The following is a 14,846-nucleotide window of genomic DNA, read 5'->3' on the forward strand; positions in this document are numbered from 1 at the left end:
TGAACACTTATAACTTCTGGCTGATGCTCTGCTACACTCTTTATTACCATTGCTAAGGTCTATCGTCCGTAAGCTGTATATCCGCGAACGGTCATGGGTTATGGCTTTCATCTAAACCTTACCAACAAAGGCTATTAGATGTAACTGATAGCACCTCCTATACAATGACGTATAATGTACGCTTTCATCCCTAAGTATCCCGATTCAAATAGCATCTAGAAACTGAATTGAGTCTGGATAGTATTGAATCGAGATGATGCGTAAATTTAAAAAAATGGTGGAATCAGAGTGTTCGGTTGACGGATTATTTTTTTGGGTATCTGCTTACACAGTCAGTTTCCTAGGGTGCACGTTATCCACAGTGGAATCTTCTCTCTAACCTCCATTTGCACGATCGTCTTCATGAGCGATTCTCGATAGAACTGATGAATATTCTCACGAATTGAGAGTTGATAGTCGACCCGGCTTGGGTATGGGTTAGGTAACAATTGGGTTGTATGTCTATACATCTAGACTTGTAGAATTCGCAGGTCTAGAACATTTTGTCTGTGTAAATCAATATTGCTGTAATGAGTAAAGTAATTTCTGTCAGCATTCGATCGGTTATCGCAACCGGTATTATTTCTGTTTGTATGATGTTTAGTCCTCCTGGGCTAGCTCAAGAAGGAGAAGCTGAAGGGGAGTCGATTTTAATTGAATCTACAATCGTTGGCGATGTCGATCCATCAGCGGCTGTTACCGTAGACAATCTCAGCATCCCCCTCGATCAATTAGAGTTATTGGTCAAACCTTTAACGGTTGAAGAGCTGCAAACAGAAGCAGCAGCATGGCTACTTCTACTTCAAGATAAAGTCAAAGACATCACTCAAACAGAGATTGCCATTAAGCGCGAAGATTTCGCAATTGAATTAAAAGAAGAAGCGGCCACAACGATTGAAGATGCTCAAGATCAACTCAAACAAGCAGAAAGCGCTCTGGCCAAGACTTCCTCGGGAACGCCCGAACACGAGAAAGCCACGAAAGAGCTAGAAGAAGCCAAACGAGTTCTGCTCGAAGCCCAACAAACGTTGAAAGCTGCTGTAGAGACAGGGGAAGACCTTCAGGAAGATGAAGCGTTAAAAGAAACGATCGAAGAAGCCGAAATCGCTGAGAAGATTACCACTGCGCGAGAAGTTTTAGAGGATGCTCTCACTCAAAGAGATGAGCTTGATGTTACCTCGCAAGAGTACGATGCTCTCACGGAACAAATTGAGACTTTAGAGCTGGCTTTTATCGACTTCGAAACAGCTGAAGCCGATTTAGAAAGTGCAGTCCCGGGATCTGCAGAATTTCAAGAATTCTCGAAAACCGTCGAGGAAGCCAGAAACAAGGTAATTCAGGCGGCAGGAACCTTCCCAGATTCCCCTTTAGCGCCATCGGCAACCCCAGAGGGAGCCGTTGAATCGGAGGACACTGAAGGTACCCTCGAAGAGATCGCCACCGATCTCGAAGCGGTAGAAGCGCAAGCTGAGGATGCTGCAAATGGCGCGGGGGAGGTCTCCGAAGAGCAACTCGAAGAAGCCGTCAAGCAGCTCGAAGCGGTTGCAGAAACTGAGGGCAACTTAAAGGAAGAACTGCTCGTCAAAGTGACGGAGTTGCAAGGCGATCGGGTCGCGATTGTCGATCGCTTTAACATTATTCTAGATGCCTTAGAGGAGAGAGGCGGCGATACTGCATCCTATCGTAAATATGTTGATGCAGTCAGTGGTATTGAGCTTGACATCACCGATACTGAGGGCTTGGGGGTTCGACTCGTCAGTTGGCTCAAATCGGAAGAAGGTGGTATCCGCGTGGGCTTGAGTTTAGCAAAATGCATCGGTATTTTGATTGCCGCAGCGGTGCTGTCTCACTATCTATCCAAGGTCACCAATCGCGTTCTCGAGAAAGTCGGTGGAATCTCGATTCTCTTTCGCAACTTTCTCGTCATGGTGGTCAACCGTGGGATTCTCGTTGTCGGTGTGCTGCTAGCACTCGCATCCCTCGGGGTTAGCTTAGGTCCAGTTTTAGCCTTGGTTGGGGGGGCGAGTTTCGTGTTGGCGTTTGCCCTGCAAAGCAACCTGGGTAATTTTGCCAGTGGTCTGATGTTGTTGATCAATAAACCCTTTGACGTGGGTGACGAAGTTAGCGTCGCGGGCTACTGGGCTTACGTAGATTCGATTTCCCTGGCGAGTACTAAACTGAAAACTTTCGGAGGGGATATCGTGACTCTACCGAATAATACCGTTTGGGGAAGTGATATTAAAAACCACACCCATTCAGATATTCGCAAGATCTATCTATCCATTAACATTAAGTTCACCGAAGATCTCGATCGACTGCTATCTGCATGGAACGAAGTCGCTGCTTCCCATCCCAAGGTGCTAAAAAATCCCGCTCCGGGTTCTTTTCCCTGGAGCGCTCAATATGACTACTATATCGGGATCGGTCTATCGGCATGGACGAAGACCGATGGCTATTGGTCTGTGTATGTCGATTTGCTCAAGATGTTGCAAGAGCTTCTGGCGGATCTAGATATTGAGTTGGCCGCTCCTCAGCAAGAGATTAAGCTTTCTCAGCTTCCTGAAAATGGAGCCCAAGACACTCAAGTCTCATCTTTGAAATTGCCAGCATCTGATGCCGTGGAATAGGTAACCGATGTGTACTTCGGGATGTGCGCGAAGGTGACAGGTAGCCATATTCAAGCGTATTAGGGCGATCGAGTTGTTGAGTCTCAACTCCAGTTGCTAACCATCGCAACCACGAGATCTCCCTACCCTGAATGAATATTGCAATATCAAGAGTCTAAAAATCGGGGTCAACACTTGTTGGCCCCGACGTTTTTTTGTGCCCATCTTGGGATCGCTCAGCTAATACTTGGAGTTTAGACAAATTTAATCGCTCAAACGCTCAAACCCTTATCCCGAGACGATTTGAGAGTTGAACGAGTGAGGGAACGATCGAAAAACTAAAACGCTTACCCCGTAAGGCTTGTAGCCGGTTAGATCGAGATTTTGTCTAAACTCCAGTAAAACCTTGCGACACAAGCACCTCGGGTTTCCCAATTTATCCGAAGCTTAGGGATATAGCACTACGCAAATGTGCGTTTGACACGACTATCTCTGTATTCCCCTCGGGGTGTGGAGCAATTTTTCTGAATGTCCTAACGGACTTGCGTAACGCTATATCGATCGAACTCTCCAGACCTCAAGTCACATCGAACAGACACCCACGTATCACTCATCCCACAACCAGTCCCAATCCCAGCAGCAGACCGCTGAAAAAATGCAACCGGACGGCGATAAACTTACAATTACTCACCTGTTGGGGTTTGTCGTGGTTCGCCCCGACGTGACGGCACAGGTGAATGGCAAAGGGTAAGCTGACAAACGTTAGCAGCGTCCATGGGGGCAAAATTCCGAATGCAACCGAGCTCGCGATCGCCCCAAAGGGAAACCCACTCAACCCAGGCAGTAATTTCGCGCCGGTTGCTGTTCCCAAACGGACGATGGGCGATCGCTTTCCGGCGGCTAAATCGTCTTCCACCTGGTGGAAATGGGAACAAAAGAGGATTAAACTCGTGGTGATGCCGATGAAAACCGAGGCGATCGCGATTGGCAAGAAACCCATCTCACCCACAGCCGACCAGGATTGGGTTTGACTGTAATAAGCGGCGGCGACGGCTAAAGGTCCGAAGGTGAAAAAGCAGATAATTTCCCCTAAACCCTGATACCCCAAACGAAAGGGTGGTCCTTGATAGGTATAGCCGAGAGCGCAACACAAAATTACAATTGCCAATACTGTCGGATCTTGCTGCCACCAAGATATTGCCACAATTCCCAAAATACCCAAAGCTAAAAATAAGTTTGCCAAACCGAAAATCAACGATTTGTTTCCCGTCAAATTGACAATCGAATGAGCTTTATTTTTATCGATTCCCGTTTCCGAGTCGAAGACATCATTACTTAAATTTAGCCACGCTAAAATCGCAACGGCTCCACTCAAAAACGTGGAAAATATCCCGGTTTTAAACTGACCGGTTTGAGCGATCGCCAGCGCCGTTCCCACCCAAATTGGCATCACCGCCACGCTATACATGGGTGGCTTAATGGCTGCCATCCACAACTTTGCAGAACTAGGGGATGCGGATTGAGTTACCCTTTGAGCTTCATTCATTGACCTAACCCCGACCTAATTACTCTAAAATTTATCAATAGGGTTTGCCATCAGACCGGTGAGAGAACGCACTCGATTTAAAACCACGATCGGCAAGACTCTTCTAGCAACGGACTCGTCTTTGTCTAGTTACTTTAAACTAAATCTAGACCTTTCGATCGAGTTTACCCGAAATAGGTCGCGGCTGGAAGCACTCGGTCGTAATTGTCAGCGATCGAACCCGAGAACTGACATTGGATTGCCGAACTTTTTGCCTAATTGTTCTTTAAAATACTCACTCTCAATAGTCAAGGAAACTTATTATATTTTAAGATTTCTGATTTCATGCCAGTAACACCCACCAATTTTTTTCAAGACTGCCAGGAACTCCAACAGTTTCTCTTGCATTGTCAAGACATTTCTCTCAAAAAAAATCGACTTCAACATGTCAGTATTTCTTGGGAAGTCCCCACCCTCGATCCCCTCACAGTTTTCCAAAAACTTCAAGGAAAAAAACAACTTCAATTTTACGTAGAAAATCCCGAAAAAAAGACGGCGATCGCTGCCCTTGATTCCGTTGCCCATCGTTGGATTCAAGGTTCTCGAAGATTTGAGAGAGCGCGAGAGTTTATCGAGTCTTGTTTGCAAGATACAATTACCATCGGCGATCTCGATCGACCCTTTAGCGGGCCTCATTTTTTTTGCAGTCTGACTTTTTTCGATCGCCCCGATCCATCGAACTCCCCTTTTCCACCGGCCACGATTTTTTTACCGCGCTGGCAAATCGCGCGAGACGATCGTCGTTCGATAATCGTCGCTAACCTGACCGTAGACGAGCGCACCCGCACTCAACTCGTCGCCCAACAAACCTGGCATCACCTGCAACACATTCGTGCCATGGCAGGGGAGATCGGCTCTCCGAACATCCCCCAAGAATATCAATGGGATTTGAGAAACTTCCTCTCGTTCCAAAACTCCGTCAGTTCCGCCTTAGAATCCATCAAAAGCGAGCGGTTTCAGAAAATCGTTCTCTCCCACGCCATCGATATTACCGCTTCTACCCCTTTCGAGATCGTGCCCTCCCTGGATCGGTTGCGCCGCAACTATCGAGACTGCTATATTTTCTCAACCAGCAACGGTCGGGGCACCCACTTCATCGGTGCGAGTCCGGAACGCTCGATCGAAATTCGAGATCGGCAACTCACCACCGATGCCCTTGCCGGGTCTGCGCCACGCGGAACTACCCCCACCGAAGATGCTGCCTTTGCCAACCAACTGCTCTCGAGTCCGAAAGAACAACACGAGCATCAAGTCGTCCTCGATTTCACTCTCCGTCACCTGCATCGTTTGGGCCTCGAACCCGAACCCATCGCCCCAATGCGACTGCTGCAACTCTCCAACATCCAGCATCTGTGGACTCCCATTCGCGCCGCCGTTCCTGCCAACATTCATCCCCTGGAAATCGTTGCTTGCCTGCACCCTACCCCCGCCGTTGCCGGTGCGCCGCGCACCGTTGCCTGTGAAGAGATTCGCCGTTACGAAACCTTCGATCGCGCTCTCTATGCTGCGCCGCTCGGTTGGATCGACAGTCGGGGGAATAGCGAGTTCGTCGTCGGGATTCGATCGGCTTTAATTGAAGGGTGTCAGGCTAGACTCTACGCTGGAGCGGGAATTGTAGCCGGTTCCGACCCCAACAAAGAACTTGCAGAAATTCAAATGAAGTTTCAGGCCCTGCTCAACACCCTAGTTGGGACTTGAGATAGACGGTTGAAATCCAAGTCCAGGTTCTACCGGAAGAGGGATCGTACCATTCGCGACCTCGGGTACTTCCCATACATTGGGTTGAATGTAGTCCCATAGGTAAAGACCGTGTGCGTCGTTATTGCTCGGTAGCGCCGCCGCACAGTGAAGCGCAACGGTAATCCCGACCAGGGTTTCCAGACTCGCTGTGATGACACAGTTGAGTCCCTGCGCCGCAGCATAGGAGGCGAGTGCGTATGTTCGATCGGGTCCTCCCATTATCTGCGACTTGAGAACGAGACGATCGACGGCTCGTGCTTTGAGAATTGCTTCGAGTTCGGTTTTCGTATTCCCCCAGCGATCTGCGGCGATCGGGATGATTTTTCGCAGTTCCCGGAGAAGATCGAGATTGTTTTGGATGGGTATGGGTTCTTCAACGTACTCGATCGGAAATTGTTGAAACTGTTTAAAGGTGGCCGTGCAGTCACTCTTGTCCCAGGCTCCATTGGGATCGAGTCGCAGTCGAAGGGTGGGAAACGTTCTCGAAACGGCCGCAACGCGCTCGAAGTCCGCTTTGATATCGCCCGAACATTTTATCTTGACAACTTCGATCCCTTTTTCGAGTAAACCCCCCACTCGTTCGATCGCGGGTTCTGGATCGACGGCTTCGAGATAACCGTTGATTTTGACGCTTCTAAAACATCTCGAACTGGCGATAAAATCCGCCAGCGGTACGTTTTTCTCGGTGGCTCTAGCACTTAGAACGGCACTCACGAGACCATTTCGCAATCGCGAGTCACAGGAGCGTTCGTCTAGTTTGTCAACGAACGCGGAGTCGAAAGGATCGAGACCCCTGGTGAGTACCCTCAGCTCCTCGATGACTTTTTGGGGATCGAAAATAACATGAGGAGCAGGAGCAATTTCACCCCAGCCGATCGGTTTTTCGGCTTCTCTGGCAACCGCAACAATGACACCGTACTTGGTGGCATGGCTTCCCCACGCCCACTGATAAGGGCGAGCTAATTTAAGTGTTAGAGGATAAAAAGTAAACATCTATCGTAGGCGCGCGCTTAGTACCATTACACATTTTCAGTCATGGGGAATGGGGTGTGGGGAATGGGGAATGGGGAATGGGGAATGGGGAAAGATGCGGAGAGAGGGTAACCGGGTGTTAGGACAATTCATCTCCCTTGTCCCCTTGTCTCCTTGTCTCCTTGTCTCCTTGTCCCCTTGTCCCCTTGTCTCCCTGCTCCCCCTAAGTGCGATCGCTGCGGAAACCGAACTGGGGCAATGTTAGCGTTTCTCCGCTCGCCAGACCGATTTTGACCCCAAACCGTTCATCCCAGGCTCCGAGAACTTGAGTGTAGAGAACGCTATTATCTTCTGCGAGGGTACGTCGAACTAAGATATCCGTTTCGTCGCTCACTTGCAAGGTTACGCCCTGGGGCAAGGTTGTATTGGGTTGACCCGCCAAAATTAACAGTAGCGCCCATTCCGACTCTCCAGTATTCAGGGGAATTTCCCAGGTGACGGCATACAAGCGTACGGAAACATCCGCCAGTTGGAAATCCTGATAAGCGCCGCGAGCTTGAGGGGAAATCGCCATTCGTTTCTCCCGTTGCAGGGTTTGCAGCATCGATTCTAAATCCGAGACGGCATCGCGCATCAGAGCCTGAGAACGAAGCATCGGGGCTGGGGAAAGGGTCAGAGAGGGTAACAGCACCCAGGCCGCCTCTTGAGCCCATCGATCGAGTTCGTCCCGCAGCCATGCGGCTACATTGACGAGCGGCGATTCGGCAGACACCCGAGGGGTCTCGGCAGCCACGGTAGAAACGGGGACTAAGACATCTGGATAGGTAAGTAGGGCGATCGCATCTTCCCAATTCAGAATCTGCCACCAGGGTCGATCGCTCGCGGGCAATTCCGAGGCGATGCGGACGAGTTGAGCGCGCTGGCGGGGATGGAGCGTGCGACGCTGGGGGACTTCTGGCAGAGCGATCGCCGTCGGTTCCAAACAGCGCAGGTTCAGCAACAGGCGATCGCCATCGAGATCGAACTCCGACAGGGGTAGGGAGTACGTCCAATCTTCTTCGAGTTCTACACCCTCCCTCCACTGAGAGCTTTGCAATCGATCGCCTTGTAAAACCCCCCGGACGATGGCTTGTTCGTATTCTTCGCAAACTTCGACGGCAATGTAGAAATGAGCGGCAAATTCCGGCAGTTCGATGGCGGCTCTGGGAATCGAAATTTCTTCATCGATGGAGTTGCCCATTGCCAGAACGCAAAGGGTAAAGTCACCCACTCGCCCGTAACTCGCCGACGAGAGCAACGGGGTATATTCCGGCTCGAACCGAGTATCGAATTCGAGGGATAATTCCGGCGCTCTTTCCAACAACCATTGTTCGACGGAACAACGGGCTAAAGCATTGAGATAAGTTTGCCACCGAGCATCTGGTTCGGCAATCGATCGGCTCTGTTGAGCGGCGCGATCGATTTCCTTGGGTTCGAAGTCGATGGTGGCTAGAGATAGCGCTTCAGAAAAGGTCTCGAAATCGAATAACAAATCGTCGTGGCGAGTACTGTGGAACATCATCTGGGGTAACTCCGTCGTCGTGGCTGTGAAAATCGGGTCTGAGGTCGGAAATTATCGTGCGTCGAATGCTAACACTCGCAGCGTTGGGATTCGCAAGCGTCAATTTGTTTGAGGTAATGGCACAGGCGACGAGCAAATAAGCTTTTCGTCGGGCGAGCGTGGGGAAGGCTGGCTTCTTTGGCCGCTTGCTCGATTTGGGTGTCGATTTGTTCGCTCAAAACTCCCTCCACCTGGGATTCGGCTGCCGAAAGTCGATCGGCATCGGTATAAATGCTCGCGCGATCGAGTACTTGTTTGAGTAACTTCACCAACATTTGCTGGCGCACGTCCGCTCGAAAGTTTTTCAGCTTGAGCATTCGCGACACCTTATACTGAGCGTCGAGACCGACGGACTCGGCAATTTCGCTCATGGATTTTCCCTCGCAGTGAAACATGTGCAATGCCGTGACGAACTGTTCGGGGGTGGGAGCGTTTTTGCGCGGTTTGCGACCGAGGCGAGCTTGAACGACTTGTTCGACCGCTCGATCCAAACAGCCCTCGAAATCAGTGCGGTAGGCGCTTAAAAATGCATTTCGCTCTCGATTTGCCCCATTGTCAACCTCCTGGGTGGGTATCGCCCGAACTTGCCAGTTAATATCCGATCGATCCAAGGAATCTGTTTTGGGCTTACCGACACGAACGTAAATTCGATATTGTCGCAGTCCCTGAGCCATTTTCTGCAATCGCTCCATCACCTCTTCTGGAGATTTTCGTTGTCCGAAAGCGCGATCGAGTCGATCGCACATTTCCTCTAACTGAACTCGGGTGGGGGGTAGACATAAACCAGACTGACGTTGCTCGATACGTTGCAATCGATAAACGTTGTGATAGCAATCGAGGAGATTGCAGCGATCTTGGACTTCGATTTTGGATAAATTGTAAAAGTCCGCAAAAATGCGCCGCAATTGAGTCAGCTTCGTATCATTTAAAATCGCCCAATCGCTAATCAGATAGATACCTCGATCGAGCAAAAATCGAGTCAGTTCCGGGTGACGCTTCACCAACCTCGCCGTCCAGGTGGATAACCCGGCACGTTCGGGTTGAAAGGTCTGTAAAATCCGAGCGGCAAGGGATCGATAGGAACTGTTGGATTGGAAGGATGGCGGGACATCATCGAGAACCAACGGCAACAAGTCGCGCTCCCCAAACCCGCGCTCTCGACCGAATTGCTCGGCGAGTTGTTGGCAAACGCGGTGAATTTGATGGGAGATAAAACAGCGCAAACACCATTGAGCCATCAGAGAGTTGCCAACTCGCGCTTCGTCGAGCAGGTGGCGTTGGATTTGGAGATCCGACAGCTCTGGGGATTCCGTTTGGGATTGTCCCCATTGCGGAAATTGCTCGAAAAAAAAGTCTTTGGCCGACCGCACGTCTTCCGTTCTGCATCCTCCCGAAGCATCGAGCCTCACGAGCGTCCAATATTTCGATGCAGTTCCCATATCTATGTCACGTTGCACTAGTAGCATTTTTCGCTTCGATTATCTCATCCCTCACTCAGTACGTATTTCTGGGCGATCGGGACTTATGCACTTTTTATGGGGAATGGGGAATGGGGAACGGGGACAAGGGGACAAGGGGACAAGGGGACAAGGGGAAGAGTAACGAACAATTAAAAATAGGGCAGCTTGTAGGGGCACAAGCATTTGAGCGATAAATTCTGGGTAAAACGAAACTTAACAAATCCAAATGCTTTGCCCTCTTCGGATACAAGGGGACATCGCGTTGCAACCGAGCCATTATTCATTGTTAATTACGCGGTGTGCAACTTTAGGTCAAATCATATGGCAAGCGAGTCGAAAAATCCCCCGTTCCCCGTTCCCCATTCCCCGTTCCCCGTTCCCTTCCTATTGTTAGGTTTTGGATCAACAAGTTGCACATGGCGTTAATTATTCATCGTTCCCGCAACAAGCTCTCAATCGCCTCCTCCGTAAACGGATTCTCGCCCTTCTTCAGAGCCTCGATCCAGTCTTGCCGTTGTTTTTTGCCCTCCTCCGAATCCGTCGAGTCAATATACGCCTGAAAATCCTCGATCGCCCCAGCCGTATCCCCCGTTAGCGCCCTGACCAGCCCGCGACTCTCCCGAAAGTCACCATTGTTGGGCGCGAGTTCGAGGGCATTTTCGCAAGCAAACATCACCTCGGCGGGTTCTCCGTGCAAACTGCCATACCGACAGAGGGTATTCCAAGATTTGGCGTACAGTTTCCAGGTGGGTTTTAAAGCTTGCGCCTCGCGGTAAGCCTCTAAGGCTTCCCCAACGTTACCGTCCCGGACGAGTTGCTCGCCTTTGTTCGCCAGACCGCCAGCAGCCCACCATCCCACTTCCTCTTCCGATGGCACGTCAATGCTGGCAGATAGTTTTCGGGCTTCTCGGAACTGTGCCATCGCCCCCCGGACATCTCCCTCTCGGGCGATCGCTCGACCTCGACTCGCCAGGAATTCGGCATTTTGGGTATCGTTCCACACTGAATTTTGACAGATTTGGGCAGCATCTCGGGCAATTTTCAGGGTTTCAGAATCCTCACCCAACAGCGTTTCCGGAGTAACCAAGACCGGATGGGCGATTAATCGATCGCACGCCACCCCCATCCAACTCTGCCAAGTGCCACCCCGCCACAGCCGCACCGTTCCGTCTTCTGCGCCACTGACGATGCGGCTGCCATTGGGGCTAAAGGTGACAGACCTGACCCCATACTCATGCCCTTGGAGGGGGTCGCCGATGGCATGACCCTGGCGGTCCCACAGCCGCACGGTTCCGTCACGACCGCCACTGAGGATGTAGTTGCCATCAGGGCTAAAGGCGACGGAGAAGACCACACCCCGATGCCCGATGAAAGGGTCGCCGATGGCATGGCCCTGGGCATCCCACAGCCGCACGGTTCCGTCACCACCGCCACTGAGGATGCGGTTGCCATCGGGGCTAAAGGCGACGGAGACAACCCCAGAATCATGCCCTTTGAAAGGGTCGCCGATGGCATTGCCCTGGCGGTCCCACAGCCGCACCGTCCCGTCAATACCGCCACTGAGGATGCGGTTGCCGTCGGGGCTAAAGGCGACGGAGAAGACCACACCCCGATGCCCGATGAAAGGAGAGCCGATGGGATTGCCCTGGGCATCCCACAGCCGCACGGTTCCGTCTTCTGCGCCACTGAGGATGCGGTTGCCGTCGGGGCTAAAGGCGACGGAGAAGACCACACCCCGATGCCCGATGAAAGGAGAGCCGATGGGATTGCCCTGGCTGTCCCACAGCCGCACCGTTCCGTCACGACCGCCACTGAGGATGTAGTTGCCGTCAGGGCTAAAGGCGACGGAGACAACCCCAGAATCATGCCCTTTGAAAGGAGAGCCGATGGCATGGCCCTGGGCATCCCACAGCCACAGTGTTCCGTAAATATCGCCACTGAGGATGCGGTTGCCGTCGGGGCTAAAGGCGACGGAGACAACCCCAGAATCATGCCCTTTGAAAGGGTCGCCGATGGCATTGCCCTGGCGGTCCCACAGCCGCACGGTCCCGTCACCACCGCCACTGACGATGTAGTTGCCGTCGGGGCTAAAGGCGATGGAGTAGATCGCATACTCATGCCCCATGAGGGGGTCGCCGATGGGATTGCCCTGGCTGTCCCACAGCCGCACGGTTCCGTCACCACTGCCACTGACGATGTAGTTGCCGTCGGGGCTAAAAGCGACGGAGACAACCCCATGCCCTTGGAGGGTGTCGCCAACGGGATTGCCCTGGCTGTCCCACAGCCGCAGTGTTCCGTAAATATCGCCACTGAGGATGCGGCTGCCGTCGGGGCTAAAGGCGACGGAGACAACCCCAGAATCATGCCCTTTGAAAGGGTCGCCAACGGGATTGCCCTGGCGGTCCCACAGCCGCACGGTTTCGTCAATACCGCCACTGAGGATGCGGTTGCCATCAGGACTAAAGGTGACGGAGCTGACCCCACCCTCATGCCCGATGAAAGGGTCGCCGATGGCATTGCTCTGGCGGTCCCACAGCCGCAGGGTCCCGTCACCACCGCCACTGACGATGTAGTTGCCGTCGGGGCTAAAGGAGACGGAGAGGACCCCACCCTCATGCCCTGGGAGCCTATCGCGTTCCCTCGCAACCTCAATTGCATCGCGCAAACTAGACTGCACCTGGGGGAGAACCTCGTGCGAAGTAAACAAAGACGATCGACTCTTGCCCGTTGCTTGAATCGCCCGCACCATGGCTTCTGTGGGTTCGAGGGGGAGCAACAACCGAACGCGGGCGGCATTTTCGCGCAGGATGGCCTGGGTGGCTTGCCGTCGCGCGTCCAACCACAAAAACGTCACGACCCCCAGCACCCCTACCACTGCCCCCGTCAGCAACAGCCGATTGCGGCGTTGCAGCCCGCCGCTTTTGGCAATATACGCTTTCTGTAACGCCGTCGCAGCAGGCTGTTTCTTCTGCTCTTGCGTCTCTCGCCACCAATCTCGGGCCACCACCAACTCGCTGCCGCGCAAGAGCAAATCTTTCGTCTTATTTTTTTGCTCCCACTCCAGCGCCCTCTGCGTCCATTTCGTATGGCTGCGCAGGTGTTCGCGATCGGTTTCGAGGGTGCGCCTCAATTGGCGAAAATTGGCATCAAAATCGCGATCGTTGGCCTGAAAATCGAGCCATTGCACCTTGGCTAACTCAGGGTGCAAATGAGCCTTTTCCACCCGCCGATGCAGTACCGTCACGAAGCGCTTGTTCAACGATGCGGCATACTCCACCTCATCCTTGCAATAAGGCGACTGCACCGAACGGGGCGACAGGACGAACAAAAAGTTATCGCAGGCGCGAATTCCCTGGCGAATCTCCGCAGCAAAATCCGTCCCCGTGGCAATACTCTCTTGGTCGAACCAGGTCGTCTTTCCCTGAAGTTGCAATTCGTCGTTGAGCTTCCGAGCAAAGTCCGAATCCGCCCGAGAATAGGACACAAACACATCGAGAGATGCTGCCGGGGGTTGCTGCAAACTCGCCTCGATAAATTCTGCCATTAACGCCGTCGGCGGACGTAGCCCCTTGGTTTTGGCTTGGGTTGGGGCAACCTTCAACCAGGCTTCGGCACTGCGCAGGTTGTACCCCCGCAGCAAAATACTCGGGTTATCGCTTTGTCGCTGCCATTTGAGGGCTTTGGCGAGCAAGACCTTATGCTCGCGATAGTAAGCTTCATCCCGGCGCAATGTCTTCAAGAGTTGGCTTTCATCGAGCAGATCGTCCTCTTCTTTGACGTTTTCGGTGAGGTCGATATACCGTAAATCTCGCACTCCCTCTGGAATCTGTCGGGAGAGAGTTTCTCGCACGAGAACGGGGATAATTCGCTTGTTGAGCGACAAAGCCATCTCCAATTCTTTGCGCGCTGAATAGGAGTTGACCGAATCGGGGGAGAGCAGGTAAACCATATTATCCGCCTGTTCGATGCCCCGTTGAATCGCCGTCTCGAAGGTTTCCCCGGTATGAATATCCGTCGTATTCGTCCAAACGGTAATACTTTCTCGGCGCAAGCTGTTGCGGATTTTCTCCATCGTCGCCTTATCGTCATCGGCATAGGCAATAAATACCTGAGTCATCAAGTTATTGGCATTCTTGATACTTTCGGTAATATATTCGCAATGCAAATCCGTGGGCAGACAAGGGGGCTGCTGGTTTTTGAAGCGGCGTTTCAACCAGTCTTGCGCTTGTTGTTTCTCGTCGGCGATTAACAGACTACTGTGTTTTCTGTCCTGGCGCTGCCACTCTAAAGCCTTGGCAAGTAAATGAGTATGTTGTTCTACATAATCTCGATCGCGCTGCAAAAGTTCGATTAAGTCGGCTAGGGATTTCTCGAAATCATCAATTCCCTCTCGAAAATACACCCAATTAATTTTGCCAATCGTTGGGTGCATCTTGGGAAAGCTCGAATGCAACCCTTTTTCTTGGTATGCCTCCCATTCCTCGTCCGTCCCTTGGGGGTTTCGCTGCTGCCAAGTTTCTCGGGTAATTTCCTCGACGTGCAATAGCGGAATGATGCGTTTGTTGCGACGAACGGCCCGTTCGATTTCCTTCAAACAATAGGGAGAATTAACCGAATGGGGGGCGATGACGAATAGGAAGTTATGAGATTTCTCGATGCCATCGTCAATTTCATTCTGGAAATCCACCCCGAAGGGAATATCATTTTGGTCGAACCAAATCTTCAATCCTGTTTCTCGGAGGCGATCGTATAGTTTTTTACAGAAAATCAGGCTATCTGCTCGTCCGTAAGAAACAAACGCATCCCAAAAAAAAGTATCTTTCATCGGTTATCATTCAAGCGCT

At 51.9% G+C, this 14,846-nt stretch carries 7 protein-coding genes; 2 read left to right on the forward strand and 5 right to left on the reverse strand.

Annotated elements, in window-relative coordinates; genetic code table 11:
- The first annotated feature begins 569 nt into the window (after window positions 1-569).
- Window positions 570-2,666 (forward strand): mechanosensitive ion channel domain-containing protein, encoded by a 2,097-nt coding sequence (locus AC2215_RS01690; RefSeq protein ID WP_486808216.1) that lies wholly within the window; start codon window positions 570-572, stop codon window positions 2,664-2,666.
- A 589-nt stretch (window positions 2,667-3,255) separates the two neighbouring features.
- Here AC2215_RS01690 and menA read toward each other — a convergent pair.
- Window positions 3,256-4,191: a 2-carboxy-1,4-naphthoquinone phytyltransferase gene (gene menA / locus AC2215_RS01695; protein WP_486808217.1), complete on the reverse strand. Its 936-nt coding sequence runs from the start codon at window positions 4,189-4,191 to the stop codon at window positions 3,256-3,258.
- A 324-nt stretch (window positions 4,192-4,515) separates the two neighbouring features.
- Here menA and AC2215_RS01700 point away from each other — a divergent pair, with 324 nt between their 5' ends.
- Complete coding sequence (locus AC2215_RS01700; protein WP_486808218.1) at window positions 4,516-5,928, forward strand: isochorismate synthase; 1,413 nt, start codon at window positions 4,516-4,518, stop codon at window positions 5,926-5,928.
- On the opposite strand, the gene AC2215_RS01705 is transcribed toward AC2215_RS01700, so the two are convergent.
- From AC2215_RS01705 to AC2215_RS01720, 4 genes are all read right to left on the reverse strand, one after another.
- Complete coding sequence (locus tag AC2215_RS01705; RefSeq protein WP_486808219.1) at window positions 5,914-6,963, reverse strand: mandelate racemase/muconate lactonizing enzyme family protein; 1,050 nt, start codon at window positions 6,961-6,963, stop codon at window positions 5,914-5,916. The two genes, AC2215_RS01700 and AC2215_RS01705, sit on opposite strands and share 15 nt — an antisense overlap.
- A gap of 202 nt (window positions 6,964-7,165) precedes the next feature.
- Window positions 7,166-8,503, reverse strand: a complete 1,338-nt coding sequence (locus tag AC2215_RS01710; protein WP_486808220.1) for a DUF1822 family protein — start codon at window positions 8,501-8,503, stop codon at window positions 7,166-7,168.
- Between the two features lie 68 nt (window positions 8,504-8,571).
- Window positions 8,572-9,999, reverse strand: a complete 1,428-nt coding sequence (locus AC2215_RS01715) for a hypothetical protein (RefSeq protein ID WP_486808221.1) — start codon at window positions 9,997-9,999, stop codon at window positions 8,572-8,574.
- 433 nt (window positions 10,000-10,432) lie between these two features.
- Window positions 10,433-14,827: a TIR domain-containing protein gene (locus tag AC2215_RS01720; protein ID WP_486808222.1), complete on the reverse strand. Its 4,395-nt coding sequence runs from the start codon at window positions 14,825-14,827 to the stop codon at window positions 10,433-10,435.
- Window positions 14,828-14,846 lie beyond the last annotated feature (19 nt).

Source organism: Zarconia sp. (genome assembly GCF_057467645.1).